Raw genomic sequence first — 18,204 nt, 5'->3', positions numbered from 1 at the left:
CGATCTGACATGACGACCATCGCCCCGCGCCGCCGCGCCACCTTCCACAGCCTGAAGGTCGCCGCCGTCGACCCGATCACCGACGACGCGGTCGCGATCACCTTCGCCGTGCCGCCGGAGCTGGCCGCCGAGTACGAGTTCACGGCCGGCCAGCACCTCACGATCCGCCGTACCGGCGAAGAGGTCCGCCGCAGCTACTCGATCTGCTCGCCCGCCGGGTCCGGCGTACTGAGGATCGGCGTGAAGCGGATCCCCGGCGGCGAGTTCTCGGCGTACGCCGCCCGCGACCTGAAACCCGGCGACCAGCTCGAGGTGATGACCCCGCTCGGCCGGTTCGGCACCACGCTCGATCCCGCGAACGCCAAGCACTACGCGTTCGTTGCCGCCGGCAGCGGAATCACGCCCGTCCTGTCGCTGGTCGCGACGATTCTGTCCGTCGAGCCGGACAGCCGGGTCACGCTGCTGTACGGGAACCGGACCGCCGGATCGGTGATGTTCGCCGACGACCTCGCCGACCTGAAGGACCGGTACGCCGAGCGTTTCCATCTCGTCCACGTGCTGTCCCGCGAGACGACCGAGGCCGAACTGTTCAGCGGCCGGATCGACACCGACCGGCTGCGTCGGATGTTCGCGACGATCCTGCCGCTGGGGTCCGTCGACGAATGGTTCCTGTGCGGCCCGTACGCGATGGTCGTCGGCGCCCAGGACCTCCTGCTCTCCGAGGGTGTCGCCCGCGAACACGTCCACGCCGAACTCTTCCACGTCGGCGACGAGGCCCCGCAAGCCCCCGTCGAGGAGGCCATCACCGACCAGGACGCCGCCCAGGTAACCGTGATCCTCGACGGCCGCCGTTCCACGTTCTCCCTGGGCCGACACTCGAAGGCAGTCCTCGACGCGACCCTCGCCGTACGCTCCGACGCCCCCTTCGCCTGCAAGGGCGGCGTCTGCGGCACCTGCCGCGCCAAGGTCCTCGAAGGCGAAGTCCGCATGGACACCAACTGGGCCCTGGACCCCGACGAACTCCAAGCCGGCTACGTCCTCACCTGCCAGTCCCACCCCACCACCCCCGCCGTAACCCTCGACTACGACGCCTGATCCGTCGAGTCGTGGGACGTGGTCCCAAAACACGACCACATCCCACGACTCGGTAAAGGCGGCCCGAGCCGAACGGCACGACTCGGTGAAGGCGGCCCCAGTCGATCGTCGGGACTCGGTGAGGAGATCAGTCGGTGCTGGACACCTGCGCGGAAGGCCGCGGGAAGGGGAGAGGGCTGAGGAACCCCTCCTCGGCCGCGGGCACAGCGAGTGACCGGCCGTGAAGGCTAACGGCCGGTCAGCTAATTCGTCAGTCGGTGCCGGCTTCCATGGCGGCCCGGTCGAGGAGTTCGTCTTCCTCGGTGGCCTCGCCGCGGGAGGCGATCGCTTCGGCGCCGCCCTTGGGGAGTTCGCCGATCAGGTCGGTGGAGGAGGCGAGCGCCGCGTTCGCGGAGCCGAACATGCCGAGGCCGGCGTACTGCTCGAGCTTCGCGCGGGAGTCGGCGATGTCGAGGTTCCGCATCGTCAGCTGGCCGATCCGGTCGACCGGGCCGAACGCCGAGTCCTCGATCCGCTCCATCGACAGCTTGTCCGGGTGGTAGCTGAGCGCCGGACCGGTGGTGTCGAGGATCGAGTAGTCCTCACCGCGCCGCAGCCGCAGCGTGACGGTGCCGGTGACCGCCGTACCGACCCACCGCTGGAGCGACTCGCGGAGCATCAGCGACTGTGGGTCGAGCCAACGACCCTCGTACATCAGCCGGCCGAGCTTCCGCCCCTCGGTGTGGTAGCTGGCGAGCGTGTCCTCGTTGTGGATCGCGTTCACCAGCCGCTCGTACGCCGCGTGCAGCAGCGCCATCCCCGGCGCCTCGTAAATGCCGCGCGACTTCGCCTCGATGACCCGGTTCTCGATCTGGTCGGACATGCCGAGCCCGTGCCGGCCGCCGATCGCGTTGGCCTCCAGGACCAGGTCGACCGCCGTACCGAACTCCTTGCCGTTGATCGACACCGGCCGGCCCTGGTCGAAGCCGATCGTGACGTCCTCGGTGTCGATGACGACCGACGGGTCCCAGTGCGCCACGCCCATGATCGGGTCGACGGTCTCCACCCCGGTGTCGAGGTGTTCGAGCGTCTTCGCCTCGTGGGTGGCGCCCCAGATGTTCGCGTCGGTGGAGTACGCCTTCTCGGTGGAGTCGCGGTACGGCAGGCCGTGCGCGACCAGCCACTCCGACATCTCCTTCCGGCCGCCGAGCTCGTGCACGAACTGCGCGTCGAGCCACGGCTTGTAGATCCGCAGCTGCGGATTCGCGAGCAGGCCGTAGCGGTAGAACCGCTCGATGTCGTTGCCCTTGAACGTCGACCCGTCGCCCCAGATCTGCACGTTGTCGCCGAGCATCGCCTTGACCAGCAGGGTGCCGGTCACGGCGCGGCCGATCGGGGTGGTGTTGAAGTACGTCCGGCCGCCGGAGCGGATGTGGAACGCCCCGCAGGCGAGCGCCGCGAGCCCTTCCTCGACGAGCGCTGCCCGGCAGTCGACCAGCCGGGTGATCTCCGCACCGTACGCCGTGGCTCGCTCGGGCACGGAGGCGATGTCGGGCTCGTCGTACTGCCCGATATCCGCCGTGTACGTGCACGGGACGGCTCCCTTGTCCCGCATCCACGCAACCGCAACCGACGTGTCGAGACCACCCGAGAAGGCAATCCCGACCCGCTCACCGACCGGCAAAGAAGTAAGCACCTTGGACACAGGAAGAGTATGCACCACCCTGAATGATTATGCAAAGCCCCTCGCCCCCGCCTCTCGACACCCAGCCCGACCTGAGCTCATCCGCCCAACCCTCCAACTCGGTGGGCAACCCCTCAGCTGGAGGGTTGCCCGCTCGAATTTTCAGGGGGCAACCCTCCAGTTGAGGGGATCGCCACCCTGGTGGCCGCGTGGCTGGTGGGGTTGGTGGGGCTTGTGGGGGAGGATGGGTGGGACTGTGAGGGGAGTGAGGCGCGGGATGATGGGGCGGTCGCATGCCTTGTCGGGGTGGTGTGCCGGGTTGGCGGTGGCGCCGTTGGTGGGGTTGACGTCGGTGGCCGAGGTGGTGCCGTTCGCGGCGGCCACGGCCGGGTACGCGTTGCTGCCCGACCTGGATCATCCGGGTGCGAGCGCCTCCCGGCTGCTGGGTCCGGTGACGCGGCTGGTTTCGGGTGCCGTACGGGCGTTCTCCGGCGTGCTCTACAACCTCACGAAGGGCCCGCGGGACGAGGAGGGCACCGGCAAGCACCGGCACGCGACGCACACGCTGGTGGCGGCCGTGTTGCTCGGGTTCCTCGCCGCGAGCCTGGGTGACCGCGGCAAGTGGGCCGTACTGGCAGTCGCCGTCACCGGACTGGTCCTCGCGGCCGACGCGCTCGGCGACTGGATCGTCCTCGCGGCCCTCGCCGCCGCGGGCTGGTCGGTCGTCGGCGTCGGACCGGCCGACGCAGTACAAACGGGCCTCACCCAGATCGGCGGCTGGATCGGCGCGGCCGTGGCGGTCGGCATGTTCGTCCATTGCCTCGGCGACAGCCTGACCCGTTCCGGCTGCCCGTGGCTCTGGCCGCTCCCGATCCGCGGCGAGACCTGGTACGAGATCCGCCTCCCGAAGCCGCTCCGCTTCAGCACCGGCCACTGGTTCGAGCACGCGGTGATCGTCCCGATCCTCACGATCGCCGGCGTGCTGCTCCTCCCCGGCGGTATCGAGGTCGTGCAGCGCCTCTTCGACGCGACGTCGGTCTGGCTGGCCGGTCAGTCCTGAAGCCGGCCGCCGACCAGGTACGACGGGATCCCGCGGGACTCCAGCGCCGCCGCGAACCGGCGCTGGTTCCGCTCGCCCGGCCACGCCTCGAGGAAGAAGAGCGGAAGCGCGGCCACCGCCCCGATCAGCACCACCCAGAAGCTCTGCACGACGAACGCCAGCGCGACCGACACCATGAACGCCGCCTCGCACAGCGCGATCCGGGTGAACGTCGACGCGGTGAACCGCGCCCACGACGCCCGCTCGACGTCGGCGGCCGGCCGGTCGGAGTACTCGAGCGCCGGAGTCCGGAACCCGGCCAGCTCACAGAACGCGTACGCCGCGCCCGCGACGGCCAGTACGGCGATCGGCGCCCAGACGGCAGGGAAGTCCCCGATCCCGTCGGCGGCGAGGACGAACCAGAGCACGAGCGTGATCATCGGGATCGCGCCGGCGATCGCGGCGCAGACCATCGTCAGGCTCTGCCGGGCGGCGGGAGGGGCAGCAGGTGTCGACACGCGGAAGAGCGTAGCGGTCCCGAATGCCATCGGAATCTCGACGGAGAGCAACCAAAATTACACGCAGAGTATTCACAGAAGTTTTTCCGGACTTTTTCGCCGGAAGCTGTAACGACTACTGGGGTGAGCCCGATAGGACGAGTGAGCCTGGTGGCTGCCCGGACCCCCGAGCGGACAGCCACCAGGCCTACCCATTTCTTCAGGGTCGGGAGCGGTAATCTGAGGCCTATGTCCTCGCCAGCATCCACGCCCTCGCAGACGTTGCCGTTCGGCCGTCTGACGACCGCGATGATCACTCCGTTCCGGCCCGACGGCTCCCTCGACCTGGCCGCCGTCCAGAAGGTCGCGACGTACCTCGTCGACGGCGGCAACGACGCCCTGGTGCTCAACGGGACCACCGGTGAGGCGCCCACCACCTCGGACCAGGAGAAGGTCCAGATCATCCAGGCGGTCCGCGAGGCCGTCGGCGGCCGCGCGAAGCTCGTCGCCGGGGTCGGTACCAACGACACCGCCCACACCGTCGAGTGCGCCAAGCAGGCCGAGGCCGCGGGGGCCGACGGGCTGCTCGTCGTCACGCCGTACTACAACAAGCCTCCGCAGGCCGGGCTGCGCGCGCACTTCACCGCGGTCGCCGACGCCACCGGCCTGCCGAACATGCTGTACGACATCCCGGCCCGCTCCGGGGTGGAGATCACGACCGACACGCTGATCGCGCTCGCCGAGCACCCGCGGATCGTCGCGGTGAAGGACGCCAAGGGCAACCTGGCCGGGACCACCAAGGTGCTGGCGAACACCGATCTGTTCTACTACTGCGGTGCCGACGAGCTGAATCTCGCCTCCCTGGCGATCGGCGCGGTCGGGATCGCGAGCGTGGTAGCCCATGTCGCGAGCCGGGAGTACCGGCAGCTGATCGACGCCGTGGTGGCCGGCGACCTCGCCACTGCACAACGGATCGACCGACGGCTGGTGCCCGCCGTCGAGGCGATCATGACCAGAACCCAGGGCGCCATCATGGTGAAGGCCGCGCTCCAGCTGGCCGGCGTCATCGAGCACGCGACGCTGCGCGCGCCGCTGGTCGAGGCGACCGCCGAGCAGATCGACGGGCTCACCACTGACCTCAAGACGGCAGGACTGATTGCATGAGCCATCCCCACCCAGATCTCGACGCGCCCGGACCTCTCGCTCCGGGCGCTTTGCGGGTCACCCCGCTCGGCGGCCTCGGCGAGGTCGGCCGCAATATGACCGTGTTCGAGTACGACGGCAAGCTGCTGATCGTGGACTGCGGCGTACTCTTCCCGGACGAGAACCAGCCCGGCGTGGACCTGATCCTGCCGGACTTCGAGCCGATCCGGGACCGGCTGGACGACATCGTCGCGGTCGTCCTGACGCACGGCCACGAGGACCACATCGGCGGGTTGCCCTACCTGCTGCGTGAGCGGGGCGACATCCCGGTCGTCGGGTCGCAGCTCACGCTCGCGCTGCTCGAGGGCAAGCTGAAGGAGCACCGGCACCGCAACGTGCCGCAGCAGACCGTGGTCGAGGGCGAGAAGCTCCAGATCGGGCCGTTCGTCTGCGAGTTCGTCGCGGTGAACCACTCGATCCCGGACGCGCTCGCAGTCGCGATCAAGACGCCGGCCGGCGTCGTGCTGCACACCGGCGACTTCAAGATGGACCAGTTGCCGCTGGACAACCGGATCACCGACCTGCGGGCGTTCGCGCGGCTCGGCGAGGAGGGCGTCGACCTGTTCATGGTCGACTCCACCAACTCCGAGGTGCCCGGGTTCACCACCCACGAGCGCGACATCGCGCCGGTGCTGGACCGGGTCTTCACCAAGGCGAAGAACCAGCGCATCATCGTGGCCTGTTTCGCCTCCCACGTGCACCGCGTGCAGCAGGTGATGGACGCCGCGGTGAAGCACAAGCGCAAGGTCGCGTACGTCGGCCGCTCGATGGTCCGGAACATGGGGGTCGCCCGCGACCTCGGGTTCCTGAACGTCCCCGGCGACACGCTGATCGACATGCGCGAGCTGGACGACTACCCGCCGGAGCAGGTGGTGCTGGTGTCGACCGGTTCGCAGGGCGAGCCGATGTCGGCGCTGTCCCGGATCGCCGCGAACGACCACAACGTCGTCCACCTGCAGCCGGGTGACACCGTCGTACTGGCGTCGTCGCTGATCCCGGGCAACGAGAACTCGGTGTACCGGGTGATCAACGGCCTGATCCGGCACGGTGCGAACGTGATCCACAAGGGCAACGCGCTGGTGCACGTGTCCGGGCACGCGAGCGCGGGCGAGTTGCTGTACTGCTACAACATCGTGAAGCCGCGGAACGTGATGCCCGTGCACGGCGAGGTCCGGCACCTGCACGCGAACGCGGACCTGGCGATCCAGACCGGCGTACCGCGGGAGAACGTGGTCGTGGTCGAGGACGGCGTGGTGGTGGACCTGATCGACCGGAAGGCCGTGGTGGCCGGCAAGGTCGAGTGCGGGTACGTGTTCGTGGACGGCTCGACCGTCGGCGACATCACCGAGACCTCGCTGAAGGACCGCCGGATCCTCGGCGACGAGGGGTTCATCTCGGTGATCGCGGTGATGGACTCGGTGACCGGCAAGCTGACCGCCGGCCCGGAGATCCAGGCCCGCGGGTTCGCCGAGGACGACACCGTGTTCGACGACCTGAAGCCGCGGATCGAGGCCGAGATCGAGAAGGCGATCGGCGGCGGCGTGGACGACATGTACCAGCTGCAGCAGGTGATCCGCCGGGTGGTCGGCAAGTGGGTCAGTGACACCCACCGCCGCCGCCCGATGATCATTCCGGTCGTCGTCGAAAGCTAGTAACGTCTGGGCGGACTAGACGAAGGGTGGGCCGGCGATGAGTGGCAGCGGGGTGAACGGGACGGGCCAGCGCCGGCCCACGATGAAGGAGGTCGCCGCCCGGGCCGGGGTCGCGTTGAAGACCGTGTCCCGGGTGGTGAACGAGGAGCCGAACGTCAGCCCGGAGCTGACCGCCAAGGTGCAGGCGGCGATCAAGGAGCTGAACTACACCCCGAACGAGTCGGCCCGGATGCTGCGCCGCGGCCGGACCGGGACGATCGCGGTGGTGATCCGCGACATCGGCGACCCGTTCTTCGCCTCGCTCGGCCGCGCGGTCGAGCTGTGGGCCCGCTCGTCCGGCTCGGTGGTGATGATCGGGCTGACCGACGAGGATCCGGAGCGGGAGCGGGACGTCTGCCTGGAGTTCGTTGCCCGGCGCCCCGATGCGCTGATCATGGCGCCGATCGGCGAGACCCAGGACTACCTGGCGCCGCACGTCGACGCCGGGATGGCCGTGGTCACGATCGACCGGCCGGCGCACGGTATCGAGGCGGACGCTGTCCTCGCCGACAACGCGGGCGGGATCGACCAGGCGATCGACCACCTGGTCCGGCAGGGCCACCGGCGGATCGCGTACCTCGGCGACGACGAGCGGATCTTCACCGCCCGCGAGCGCGTGGTCGCGTACCGGGCGGCGATGGCCCGGCACCGGATCGACGTCGACGAGGACCTGGTGCACCTGTCCGAGCCGACCACCGAGGGCATCGGCATCACGCTGTCCGCCGTGCTGGATCGCGCCGAGCCCGCGACGGCGTTGCTGTCGGCAAACAACATGACGACGGCCGAGGTACTGCGGGGTCTGGCCGGCCGACGGGACCGGGTCGCGCTGGTGTCGTTCGACGACCTGCAGCTCGGTGACCTGCTCAGCCCGGGACTGACCGCGGTCGCGCAGTCGGCCGACGTGATGGCGCGGACCGCGATCCAGCTGATGACCGAGCGGCTGCCCGAGCCGCACCGGCCGGGCCGGACGGTGCGGGTGCCGGTCAAGCTGACGATTCGCGGCTCGGGGGAGATCCCGCCGGCGCGCTGACCGCCTGCCCGGGTTCGCCGAACCGGGCCAGCATCAAGGCCGCGGCGACGGCGAGGACGAACCCGCAACCGGCCACGACCGCGTAGCCGTGCCGCGCGTGATCGCCGAGCAGCAGGAGCCCGACGAGCGCGGGGAAGACCGTCTCGCCGACGACCAGCATCGCGGTGGCCGTCGTGACGCCGCCGCGCTGCAGCGCCGACGCGTAGCAGAGCATCGCCAACGCACCACCGGCGACCGCTGTGTAGGCGGCGGGTTCCTTGATCAGGTGCAGCGGCGCCAGGCTGGGGATGATCCGGGCCGAGATCGCGACGATCCCGAACCCGAGGCCGGCGATCAGCCCGAGCGCCGGCCCGTGCAGCCGCCGCGGGACCAGCCGCATCGACGCCCACGCCAGCGCGAGCACCACGACGGCAAGGCCCAGAGCCAGCCGGAAACCATGCCCGACGGCCGGGTTGCCCTCTTTGCCCGCCGACAGCCCGAGCAAGGCGAGCCCCACGCAGACGCCGCCGACCGCGAGCCACTCCCGCCGTCCGAGCCGTACGCCGAGCACCCGCGCGGCGACCGCGGTCACGGCCAGACTGGCCGCCAGCGCCGACTGCACGACGAACAGCGGCAGCACCTGGAGCGCCGCGACCTGGACGCCGAACCCGACCGCGTCGAGGCTCATCCCGAGCACGAACCGCGGCTTGAGTACGACGTTCGCGGCGCTGGCGTCCCGCGAGCTGTCCGCGGCCGAGGCCTGCAGGATCGACGCCAATCCGTACGCAACCGCCGCCGCCAACGCGCCCGCCAGACCCCACCACATGGGGGCTAGCGTAGATCAGACGAGATTCGGCCCACGGGTTGATCTGAGCTCGGCCGCCAGCGGGCAGTCGAACGGGTCGCGGGCGTGCAGGCCGACGTCGTTCAGGTACTTGACGACGATCCCGTACGACGTGAACAGGCCGACCTCGGCGTACGCGATGCCGTGGAGTTCGCAGTACTCGCGCACGATCGGCTGGACCCGCCGCAGCGACGGCCGCGGCATGCTCGGGAACAGATGGTGCTCGATCTGGTAGTTGAGCCCGCCCATCGCGAGGTCGGTGAGGATGCCGCCGCGGATGTTGCGCGACATCAGCACCTGCCGGCGGAGGAAGTCGAGCCTGGTCCCGGCCGGCACGATCGGCATGCCCTTGTGGTTCGGCGCGAACGCGGCGCCGAGACAGACCCCGAACACCGCCAGTTGCAGACCGAGGAACGCGGTAGCCTTCCCGGGCGGAAGCAGCAGATACAGCGCGACGACGTACGCCGTGATCCGGGCCAGGACGATCGCGGCGTCGAAGCGGTCGGTGCGGGTCGCGTCCCGGCGGAGCAAATGCCGCAGGCTGGACGCGTGCAGGCCGACGCCCTCGAGGGTGAGCAGCGGGAAGAACAGCCAGCCCTGCCGGGCGGCGAACCAGCGGCCGACCGGGCCGCGGTCGAGGACCGCCTGCGGCGTGAACGCGACCGCCTTGAGCTGGACGTCGGGGTCGCGGTCGGCCTGGTTCGGGGCGGCGTGGTGCTTGTTGTGCTTGGTGCGCCACCAGCTGACGCTCATCCCGAGGACGCCGCCGGCCAGGATCCGCGCCGCCCAGTCGTTCCAGGCGTTGGAGTCGAAGATCTGCCGATGGGCGCTGTCGTGGCTGAGGAACGCGACCTGCACCAGCACGAGCGCGAGCGCGCCGGCGAGCCAGAGCTGGTGCCACGAGTTGCCGATCAGCACCATGCCCGCGACGATCACGAGCAACGCGCCGAGCACGATGCTCAGCTTGGTCACGTAGTAGCCCTGCCGCCGCCGGAGCAGACCGAGGTCCCGGACGGTCTGGAGGAGGTCGGTGTAGAGGCTGACGTACTGCTGCGCTGGCACGCGCTCATCATGGCATCGTGTTCCAAGCGGGACCGCCTTGCTGGGCGATTTGCCGTCGAGTTAGCCAGGCTGTCACCTGGCGGTCACTCCTGGAGCGCACCTTCGGGTCATGAAACTGAGCCGCCGCCAGCTCCTCGCCGCCACTACCGCCGCCGGCGCGTCCCTCGCCGTACCGGGTGTGGCGTCTGCTGCCCCGAACCTCGTCCGCCGGGACCGTGCCGCGCTGCCTTCCGGGATCGCCAGCGCCGACGTCACGCCGAACTCGGCGGTCGTCTGGTCGCGCACCGACCGGCCCGGCCGGATGGTCGTGCAGCTGACCAGTCAGGGACGGTTCGACCGGGCGATCAGCCTCCGCGGGCCGAAGACCGACGGAGGAGACGACTTCACCGCCCGGCTGCCGTTGCGCGGCCTGCGCGCGGGGCAGCGCTACGACTACCGGATCGGTTTCGAGGACGCGCACGGCCGGATCGGCGAGACGCTCGACGGATCGTTCAGTACGCCGGGCCGCAACCGCCCGGTGTCGTTCGTGTTCACCGGCGACACCGCCGGCCAGGGGTACGGCATCAACCCCGAGCTCGGCGGGATGGTCGCGTACAAGGCCATGCACGACACCCGGCCTGACTTCTTCCTGCACTCCGGCGACAACATCTACGCCGACGGCCCGATCCAGGCCGAGCTGAAGGTTGCCGACGGCACCGTCTGGAAGAACGTGGTGACCGAGGAGGTCTCGAAGGTCGCCGAGACGCTGGCCGAGTACCGCGGCCGGTACAAGTACAACCTGTTCGACGGCAACGTCCGCGACCTGTACGCCGACGTACCGCTGGTCGCGCAGTGGGACGACCACGAGACGCTGAACAACTGGTACCCGGGCGAGATCCTGGACGACTCCCGGTACGTCGAGCGGCGCGTCGACGTACTCGCGGCGCGGGCGAAGAAGGCGTTCCTGGAGTACCTGCCGATGGAGCACGTCGCGGGCCGGGACCGGATCTACCGCAAGGTGAGCCACGGCCCGCTGCTCGACGTGTTCTGCCTCGACATGCGCACGTACCGCGGCGCGAACCCGGTGCCGTCGACGGCCGGGCCGGTCGCGATGCTCGGCGCCGAGCAGGCCGCCTGGCTGGTCCGTGAGGTGGCGGCGTCCCGCGCGACCTGGAAGGTGATCGCCAGCGACATGCCGATCGGCCTGCTGGTCCCGGACGGCGACCTGATCGAGGCGGTCGCGAACGGGCTGCCGGGTGCGCCGGGCGGCCGCGAGCACGAGATCGCCTGGGTGCTGAGCCAGTTCAAGAAGCGCAAGGTACGGAACGCGATCTGGCTGACCGCGGACGTGCACTACGCGGCCGCGCACCACTACGACCCGGCGCGGGCGGCGTTCACCGACTTCGACCCGTTCTGGGAGATCGTGGCCGGGCCGATCAACGCGGGCGTCTTCGGCCCGAACCAGCTCGACCCGACGTTCGGCCCGGAGGCGGTCTTCGTCAAGGCGGCCGACTTCCCGAGCCAGTCGCCGGCCAGCGGTAACCAGTTCTTCGGCCACACCCGGATCGACCCGCGGACCGGGGTCTTCTCGGTGTCGCTGCGGAACCTGTTCGGCACGGTGCTGTGGAGCAAGGACATCAATCCGGCCTGAGGTCCGGGCCCGTCGTACTCACCGGGCTCCGGCGCCTGTGCGGGATGCCGCCCACCGGAGCCGGTGAGTACGACGTAAGTTGGTCGCCATGACCTACCCGGAGAGCCGCCGCGACGACGTGGTCGAGACGTTGCACGGGCACCAGATCGCCGATCCTTACCGCTGGCTGGAAGACCCTGACTCGCCTGAGACCCAGGACTGGGTCACCCGGCAGAACGCCTTCACGGAGGCCGAGCTGTCGGGCTACCCGGAGCGTGCGTGGTTCCAGCGCACGATGGCCGCGATCCTCGCGCGCCCACGCGCCGGCGTGCCCGCGAAGAAGTCCGGCTGGTACTTCGTCGGCCGGAACGACGGCACGCAGGCGCAGGACGTGATCTACGTGGCCGAATCGCTGGACGAGCTGCTGTCCGGCGGCCGGGTGCTGATCGACCCGAACACGCTGTCCGCGGACGGCACGGACTCGTTGGGGACGTTCACGGTCAGCCCTGACGGCAAGTACTTCGCGTACGGCATCAACGAGAGCGGTAGCGACTGGACGACGTTCCGGCTGCTCGACATCGCCACCGGTGCGCCCGTGGACGACCTGGTGGCGGAGGCCAAGTTCAGCGAGGCGACCTGGCTCCCGGACAGCTCGGCGTACCTGTACCTGCATTACCCGACCAGCGGGCGGAGCGAAGGTACGGAGACCACGTCCCTGTCCGGCGGCCGGCTGATGCTGCACCGCGTCGGTACGCCGCAGTCGGACGACGAGCTCGTCCTGAGCTTCCCCGGCAACGACAGGTACTTCCTGATGCCGGAGGTGTCCGACGACGACAGGTACCTCGTCGTGCACATCACCGAGGGCACGGACCCGAGCACGCGGCTCTGGGTGTACTCGATCACCGGTGACGGGCTGGGCGAGCCGGTGAAGGTCGTAGACGAGTTCACCGACGAGATCGCGTTCGTCCGGATGTCCGGCGACGATCTGGTACTGCGGACCGACCGGGACGCGCCCCGCGGGCGGGTGGTGCTGTCGGACCTCGCCGGCGAGTTCACCGACCTCATCCCGGAAAGCGACTCCACGCTGCAGGCGGTGCGCGCTACGGCGGACGGTCTCGCAACACTCACGTTGGCCGACGCCCAGTCGGTGCTGACGTTGTACGCGCTGGACGGGTCCGACGCGCGCGTTGTCGACGTACCGGGCGGGGGAGTGGTCGGCTTCAACGCAGGCCCGAAGTACGACGAGCTGTTCATCGGCCTGTCCACGACGACCGACCCGACGCTGTCGTACCTCGTGCACACCGGCACAGGCGACGTACGGGCGCTGCCGGAGCTGGTGCGCGGTACTGACGGCTACACGCCGCCCCAGGTCACCGTGACGCGTCGCAACGGGCCCGTCCCGTACTTCCTGATCAGCAGGTCGGACCTGGGCTTCGACGAGCCGCGCCCGACCCTCATGTGGGGGTATGGCGGGTTCCGCATCCCGATCCAGGCCGACTACCGTCCCGGCTGGCCCGCATGGCTCGCGGCCGGCGGCGTACTGGTCATCGCGAACCTCCGTGGCGGCGGTGAGTACGGGAGCGAGTGGCACGACGCGGGACGGCTCAAGAACAAGCAGAACGTGTTCGACGACTTCATCGCGGTCGCAGAGGACCTGCGGGACACCGGAGTGACCACACCGGCGCAGCTGGCGATCCACGGCCGCAGCAACGGCGGTCTACTCGTCGGCGCGGTCATGACCCAGCGGCCGGACCTGTTCGCGGTCGCACTGCCCGGTGTGGGCGTGCTGGACATGCTGCGGTTCCACCTGTTCACGGTTGGGGCGGCCTGGGCGTCCGACTACGGCCTGCCGACCGACCCGGAGCAGTTCGAGGACCTGCTGGCCTACTCGCCACTGCACCGCGTCAGCGACGGTACGGCGTACCCGGCGACGTTGGTGGTCACGGGTGATCACGACGACCGCGTAGTGCCGCTGCACAGCCACAAGTTCATCGCCGCGGTGCAGCACGCCCAGTCCGGTCCGCAGCCGGTGTTGACTCGCGTAGAGGTCAACACCGGCCACGGCTTCGGTAAGCCTGCCGCGATGGTCGCGTCGGAGTGGGCGGACCTACTGGCGTTCGCTGCTCACCATGTAGGTCTCGTACCTCCTGAGCAGTAGGAGGGGCTACCAGATCCGCGGTGCGTGGAGGTCGCGGGGATCGTCGGCCGGCTGACAGCCGTGCGCGCTCTCCGCGTACTCCGTGCGCGGGCCGGTCGTGGCCAGCGTGCGGACGGCGTTGACGAGCCGGTCCACGTGCTCCCGGGTGGTCCCGAGGCCGAGGCTGGCGCGGACCGCCGTACCGTGCTCGGGAGAATTCGCGAGCAGGTGACCGACCAGCGGGTGCGCGCAGAACTTGCCGTCCCGGACACCGATGCCGTACTCCGCGCTCAGGGCCGCGGACACCAACGTCGAGGTCAGGCCCTCGACCGTGAAGCAGACGGTGCCGACCCGGTCCGCCTCCTCGCCGAAGATCGAGTACGTCGTGACGCCCTCGATCTGGGCGAGACCGGTCCGCAGCCGGGCCAGCAGGCTGCGCTCGTGCTGCTCGATGGCGTCGCGGTGCCTGGTGAGCGCGGCGCAGGCGCTCGCCAGCGCGATCGCGCCGATGACGTTCGGGGACCCGCCCTCGTGGCGCGCCGGGCCGGTCGACCAGACGACGGTGTCGCTGGTGACGGCGTGGGTCGCGCCGCCGCCGTAGAGGTACGGGTCGGCGGCGTCGAGCCAGTCGGAGCGGCCGATCAGGGCGCCGGCGCCGTACGGGGCGTACAGCTTGTGGCCGGACAGCACGACCCAGTCGACGTCGAGCGCGGCGATGTCGACCACGCGGTGCGGCGCGAGCTGCGCGGCGTCCAGGCAGACCCGGGCGCCGTGGGCCTTGGCCACCTTGGCGATTTCGGCGATCGGGAAGATCTCGCCGGTCACGTTCGAGGCGCCGGTGACCACGACCAGGCGCGGTCCCTCGGGCGCCTGCCGGAGCGCGTCGGCGACGTTCGACACGGCCTCGGCCTGACCGGCCGGCGCCTTGAGCCGGACGGTGCGCTCGGCCGGCCAGGGGAGCAGCGCGGCGTGGTGCTCGGACTCGAACACGATCACGGTCGCGTCCTGCGGGACGGCGTGTGCGAGGAGGTTGAGCGCGTCGGTGGTCTGGCGGGTGAAGATCACCTGGTCGTCGGTCCGGGCGCCGACGAAGGCGTGCACCTCGGCGCGGGCCCGCTCGTACCACTGGGTGGTGATCCGTGAGGCGTACCCGTTGCCACGGTGCACCGAGGCGTACGACGGGAGCGCGGCCTCGACGCTGGCCCGGACGGACTCCAGACACGGCGCGCTCGCCCCGTGGTCGAAGTTCGCGTAGTCGGTGACCCGGCCGTCGGCCAGCGGGACCAGCAGGTCCGAGCCGACGGTGGCAGGGATGTTGCCGGTGAGCCGCCGGGCGCTGCTCGGACGCGGGGCGGTGCTGCCGGCCGGCTCGAGAATCGACAGGATCGACATGGATCTGCTCCCAGGAAGTCCGCGCTTGCCGAACGGGGTATCCGCACGGCCTGGTCTTCACCCGGGGCACCCCACCGCGGAGGAGGGTTGCCGGCCAGCGAGCCGGGGCTTGTCGCTGACACTCATGACCTGCCGAGAACGGTAACGAACGGGACACGTTCGCCGCCAGTACGTATCTCATGTGATGAGATACGTGAACACATCGTGGGACGACGTGAGGATGGCGATGACCTGGACTGCCCCTGCGGTCGAGCGGCCGGACGGCTCGCTGACGGCACCGGAACGCGAACTGCTGCAAGGATATCTGGGCTTCTACCGCAGCACCTTGCTGATGAAATGCGCCGGGCTGACCGCTGTACAGCTCGCCGAGCGGCCCTCGCCGCCGTCGAACCTCTCGCTGCTCGGGCTGATCCGGCACCTCACGAAGGTCGAGCGGATCTGGTTCCGGATCCACTTCGCCGACGACCCGGCCGCGCCGCTGTTCACGCCCGAGCTCGGCAAGGACGCGGACTTCGAGCGGATCGACCCGGCCGAGGCGCAGGCGGCGTACGACGGGCTGATCGCGGAGTGGAAGCTGTCCGACGAGGCCGCGGCCGGGCGCTCGCTCGACGACCGGTTCACGTTCGGCGGGACCGAGTCGACGCTGCGGATGATCTACATCCACCTGATCGGCGAGTACGCGCGGCACTGCGGGCACGCCGACCTGGTCCGCGAGCAGCTGGACGGGACCACCGGCGCCTGAAGTGGTCCACTCCGGCCGGAAACCGATTACCACGAACTCTTCCGGCACCGGAACTGCTGTGATCGACTCATCACATGAAGCGACCAGCCGCCCTCGTTGCCCTTCTGACTGCGATGTTCGCCGCCGTCCTGGTGACCCCCGCCAGTGCGGCCTCCGACGTACGGATCGAGGTCCTGTCCACGCCGCGCGCCGACATGGTGAGCGACGGCAACGTGCTGCTCGGGATCACCGGGCGGCACCTGGACGACCTGAAGATCCGGCTGAACGGGAAGGACGTCAGTAGCGCGTTCACCCGTCAGCAGGACCGCCTGATCGGCGTCGTCCAAGGCCTCACGAACGGTTCCAACACGGTGACCGCCGCCGCGTCGCGGCTGGTGATCACGAACCACCCACGCAGCGGGCCGCTCCTGGCCGGCCCGCACGAGACGCCGTACTTCTGCGGTACGGCGGACTTCGTCACGCTCGCCAAGGTGAAGCTCGGCCCGCCGTCCGACGCGAACTGCACGGTCCCGACCCGCGTCGACTATCTGTACCGCTCCACGGCCGACCGCTCGCTCAAGGTGCTGCCGGCGACGCATCCGGCCGACCTGGCGACGACGACCACGTCCGACGGCCGCACGGTGCCGTACATCGTCCGCGTCGAGACCGGCGTCATCAACCGGTCGATCTACGAGTACGCCGTACTCAACGACCCCGCGGGCGGTGAGCCGAGCGTCGTGAAGGCGCCGAGCGGGTGGAACGGCCGGCTGGTCTACACGTTCGGCGGCGGCTGCCCCGGCGGGTGGTACCAGCAGGGGAGCGGCACGGGCGGCATCAACGACGACGTACTGCTCGGGCAGGGGTACGCCGTGGCGTCGTCGAGCCTCAACGTGTTCGGGATCAACTGCAACGGGGTGCTCGCCGCCGAGACCATGTCGATGACGCGGGAGCACATCCTGGAGACGATCGGCGTACCGCGTCAGACCATCGGATGGGGGTGCTCCGGCGGCTCGTACCAGGTGTTCCAGATCGCCGAGGACTACCCGGGGCTGCTGGACGGGATCGTGGCGTCGTGCGTGTTCCCGGAGGTCGGGTTCGCGACGCTGCACACGATCACGGACGCGCTGCTGCTCGACCACTACTTCCAGAACGCGACCGGCTGGACCGACGAGCAGAAACGGGCCGCCGCGGGCTTCGGCAAGGTCGGCACGATCGCGAACCTGGCTGGTGCCGGCCGCCGGATCGACCCGCGGGTCTATTGCCCTGCGCAACTACCGGTCGCGGACCGGTACGACCCGGTGAAGAATCCGGCCGGCGTCCGCTGCGACGTCTACGACCACCAGGTGAACGTCTGGGGCAAGGACCCTCGTACGGGCGCCGCCCGGCGGCCGCTCGACAACGTGGGGATCCAGTACGGCCTGGACGCCCTGAATGCGGGCAAGATCTCGGTCGCCCAGTTCCTCGACCTGAACAAGGCGGTCGGCGGTTTCGACACCGACGCCAACTTCGTCCCGGCCCGTACCGTCGCGGACCCGCAGGCGATCAGTACGGCGTACCGCACCGGGCAGCTGATCAACGGCGGCGGGGGACTGGCCAGTACGCCGATCATCGACTACCGGCAGTACTGGGACGAGCAGCCGAACGGCGACATCCACCTGCTCTTCCACTCGTTCTCGCTCCGCGAACGGCTGCGCAAGGCGAACGGTGACGCCGGCAACCAGATCATGCTCGTCCAGGCAGGCGACGCCCCGGGCGGCTTCAGTACGACGAACCCGGTGCTGACCGACGCACTCGCCTCGCTGGACCGCTGGATGGACGCGGTGGACGCGGACCACGGGCCGGGCTCTCCGCACGCGAAGCTGATGCGCAACAAGCCCGCCGCGCTCACCGACGCGTGCTGGAGCCCGACGAACCAGAAGATCGTCGAGACCCAGGTGGACGGGATCGGCACGACCAGGTGCAACACCTTCTACCCGGCCTGGCCGGCGCCGCGGCAGGTTGCCGGTGCGGCTGTTGCCAACGACATCATCAAGTGCCGGCTCGAACCGCTGAACAAATCCGACTACAAGGTCAAGTTGACCTCTGTGCAGTGGAAGACGCTGCGGCAGACGTTCCCGAACGGTGTCTGCAACTGGAAGGCGCCGGGCGTCGGGCAGCAGCCACTGGCGAGCAGTTGGCCGACGTTCTGACCCAATAGGCTGCGGGGTGTGCCCTTCACTCTGGCCCACCCCGCAGCTGTCCT

At 69.8% G+C, this 18,204-nt stretch carries 14 protein-coding genes and 1 riboswitch; of the genes, 9 read left to right on the top strand and 5 right to left on the bottom strand.

The annotated features are described in order from the left end of the window. Window positions 1–9: 9 nt before the first annotated feature. Window positions 10–1,095, top strand: coding sequence for a 1,2-phenylacetyl-CoA epoxidase subunit PaaE (gene paaE / locus ACXJJ3_RS05870; protein WP_458168917.1), 1,086 nt, complete (start codon window positions 10–12; stop codon window positions 1,093–1,095). A gap of 250 nt (window positions 1,096–1,345) precedes the next feature. Here the strand turns inward: paaE and argG are convergent, their stop codons facing one another. After that, entirely contained in the window at window positions 1,346–2,779 is a 1,434-nt protein-coding gene (gene argG, locus ACXJJ3_RS05865; RefSeq protein ID WP_458168916.1) for an argininosuccinate synthase, read from the bottom strand. A 223-nt stretch (window positions 2,780–3,002) separates the two neighbouring features. Between argG and ACXJJ3_RS05860 the strand changes: the two genes are divergently transcribed. Beyond that, window positions 3,003–3,818, top strand: coding sequence for a metal-dependent hydrolase (locus ACXJJ3_RS05860; RefSeq protein ID WP_458168915.1), 816 nt, complete (start codon window positions 3,003–3,005; stop codon window positions 3,816–3,818). Here the strand turns inward: ACXJJ3_RS05860 and ACXJJ3_RS05855 are convergent. Beyond that, window positions 3,809–4,315, bottom strand: coding sequence for a hypothetical protein (locus tag ACXJJ3_RS05855; protein ID WP_458168914.1), 507 nt, complete (start codon window positions 4,313–4,315; stop codon window positions 3,809–3,811). The two genes, ACXJJ3_RS05860 and ACXJJ3_RS05855, sit on opposite strands and share 10 nt — an antisense overlap. Window positions 4,316–4,543: 228 nt before the next feature. Here ACXJJ3_RS05855 and dapA point away from each other — a divergent pair, with 228 nt between their 5' ends. Genes dapA through ACXJJ3_RS05840 form a run of 3 tightly spaced genes read left to right on the top strand, consistent with a single transcriptional unit; the run spans window position 4,544 to window position 8,218 of the window. Beyond that, on the top strand, window positions 4,544–5,458 hold the full coding sequence (dapA, locus tag ACXJJ3_RS05850) for a 4-hydroxy-tetrahydrodipicolinate synthase (protein WP_458168913.1): 915 nt from the start codon (window positions 4,544–4,546) through the stop codon (window positions 5,456–5,458). Beyond that, window positions 5,455–7,149 (top strand): ribonuclease J, encoded by a 1,695-nt coding sequence (locus tag ACXJJ3_RS05845; RefSeq protein ID WP_458168912.1) that lies wholly within the window; start codon window positions 5,455–5,457, stop codon window positions 7,147–7,149. Before dapA ends, ACXJJ3_RS05845 begins: the two co-directional genes overlap by 4 nt. Window positions 7,150–7,186: 37 nt before the next feature. Continuing rightward, window positions 7,187–8,218, top strand: coding sequence for a LacI family DNA-binding transcriptional regulator (locus ACXJJ3_RS05840; protein ID WP_458168911.1), 1,032 nt, complete (start codon window positions 7,187–7,189; stop codon window positions 8,216–8,218). Here the strand turns inward: ACXJJ3_RS05840 and ACXJJ3_RS05835 are convergent. Both ACXJJ3_RS05835 and ACXJJ3_RS05830 read right to left on the bottom strand, forming a co-directional pair. Continuing rightward, window positions 8,172–9,023: a hypothetical protein gene (locus ACXJJ3_RS05835; protein ID WP_458168910.1), complete on the bottom strand. Its 852-nt coding sequence runs from the start codon at window positions 9,021–9,023 to the stop codon at window positions 8,172–8,174. The genes ACXJJ3_RS05840 and ACXJJ3_RS05835 overlap by 47 nt on opposite strands. 15 nt (window positions 9,024–9,038) lie before the next feature. Then, window positions 9,039–10,103 (bottom strand): fatty acid desaturase family protein, encoded by a 1,065-nt coding sequence (locus ACXJJ3_RS05830; RefSeq protein WP_458168909.1) that lies wholly within the window; start codon window positions 10,101–10,103, stop codon window positions 9,039–9,041. Between the two features lie 109 nt (window positions 10,104–10,212). On the opposite strand from ACXJJ3_RS05830, the gene ACXJJ3_RS05825 reads away from it, so the two are divergent. Both ACXJJ3_RS05825 and ACXJJ3_RS05820 read left to right on the top strand, forming a co-directional pair. Then, entirely contained in the window at window positions 10,213–11,733 is a 1,521-nt protein-coding gene (locus tag ACXJJ3_RS05825) for an alkaline phosphatase D family protein (protein ID WP_458168908.1), read from the top strand. An 88-nt stretch (window positions 11,734–11,821) separates the two neighbouring features. Next, on the top strand, window positions 11,822–13,870 hold the full coding sequence (locus ACXJJ3_RS05820; protein WP_458168907.1) for a prolyl oligopeptidase family serine peptidase: 2,049 nt from the start codon (window positions 11,822–11,824) through the stop codon (window positions 13,868–13,870). A gap of 6 nt (window positions 13,871–13,876) precedes the next feature. On the opposite strand, the gene ACXJJ3_RS05815 is transcribed toward ACXJJ3_RS05820, so the two are convergent. Further along, window positions 13,877–15,241: an aminotransferase class V-fold PLP-dependent enzyme gene (locus tag ACXJJ3_RS05815; RefSeq protein ID WP_458168906.1), complete on the bottom strand. Its 1,365-nt coding sequence runs from the start codon at window positions 15,239–15,241 to the stop codon at window positions 13,877–13,879. A gap of 16 nt (window positions 15,242–15,257) precedes the next feature. Next, a riboswitch (SAM riboswitch) is annotated at window positions 15,258–15,371 on the bottom strand. 96 nt (window positions 15,372–15,467) lie between these two features. On the opposite strand from ACXJJ3_RS05815, the gene ACXJJ3_RS05810 reads away from it, so the two are divergent. Both ACXJJ3_RS05810 and ACXJJ3_RS05805 read left to right on the top strand, forming a co-directional pair. Then, window positions 15,468–15,983 (top strand): DinB family protein, encoded by a 516-nt coding sequence (locus tag ACXJJ3_RS05810; RefSeq protein ID WP_458168905.1) that lies wholly within the window; start codon window positions 15,468–15,470, stop codon window positions 15,981–15,983. A gap of 74 nt (window positions 15,984–16,057) precedes the next feature. Further along, window positions 16,058–18,151 carry a DUF6351 family protein gene (locus ACXJJ3_RS05805; RefSeq protein WP_458168904.1) on the top strand — a complete coding sequence of 698 codons (2,094 nt, stop codon included), beginning with the start codon at window positions 16,058–16,060 and terminating at the stop codon, window positions 18,149–18,151. The last annotated feature ends 53 nt before the right edge of the window (window positions 18,152–18,204 follow it).

The organism is Kribbella sp. WER1 (genome assembly GCF_054189145.1).
The sequence above is the reverse complement of the archived record's forward strand: the minus strand, read 5'-3'. Positions and strand labels throughout refer to the sequence as shown.

Bases quoted from the DNA above. Each gene is read 5' to 3' on its own strand.
- paaE (WP_458168917.1), top strand. From the start codon at position 10: ATGACGACCATCGCCCCGCGCCGCCGCGCCACCTTCCACAGCCTGAAG.
- ACXJJ3_RS05860 (WP_458168915.1), top strand. From the start codon at position 3,003: ATGGGTGGGACTGTGAGGGGAGTGAGGCGCGGGATGATGGGGCGGTCG.
- dapA (WP_458168913.1), top strand. From the start codon at position 4,544: ATGTCCTCGCCAGCATCCACGCCCTCGCAGACGTTGCCGTTCGGCCGT.
- ACXJJ3_RS05845 (WP_458168912.1), top strand. From the start codon at position 5,455: ATGAGCCATCCCCACCCAGATCTCGACGCGCCCGGACCTCTCGCTCCG.
- ACXJJ3_RS05840 (WP_458168911.1), top strand. From the start codon at position 7,187: ATGAGTGGCAGCGGGGTGAACGGGACGGGCCAGCGCCGGCCCACGATG.
- ACXJJ3_RS05835 (WP_458168910.1), bottom strand. From the start codon at position 9,023: ATGTGGTGGGGTCTGGCGGGCGCGTTGGCGGCGGCGGTTGCGTACGGA.
- ACXJJ3_RS05825 (WP_458168908.1), top strand. From the start codon at position 10,213: ATGAAACTGAGCCGCCGCCAGCTCCTCGCCGCCACTACCGCCGCCGGC.
- ACXJJ3_RS05820 (WP_458168907.1), top strand. From the start codon at position 11,822: ATGACCTACCCGGAGAGCCGCCGCGACGACGTGGTCGAGACGTTGCAC.
- ACXJJ3_RS05815 (WP_458168906.1), bottom strand. From the start codon at position 15,241: ATGTCGATCCTGTCGATTCTCGAGCCGGCCGGCAGCACCGCCCCGCGT.
- ACXJJ3_RS05810 (WP_458168905.1), top strand. From the start codon at position 15,468: ATGACCTGGACTGCCCCTGCGGTCGAGCGGCCGGACGGCTCGCTGACG.
- ACXJJ3_RS05805 (WP_458168904.1), top strand. From the start codon at position 16,058: ATGAAGCGACCAGCCGCCCTCGTTGCCCTTCTGACTGCGATGTTCGCC.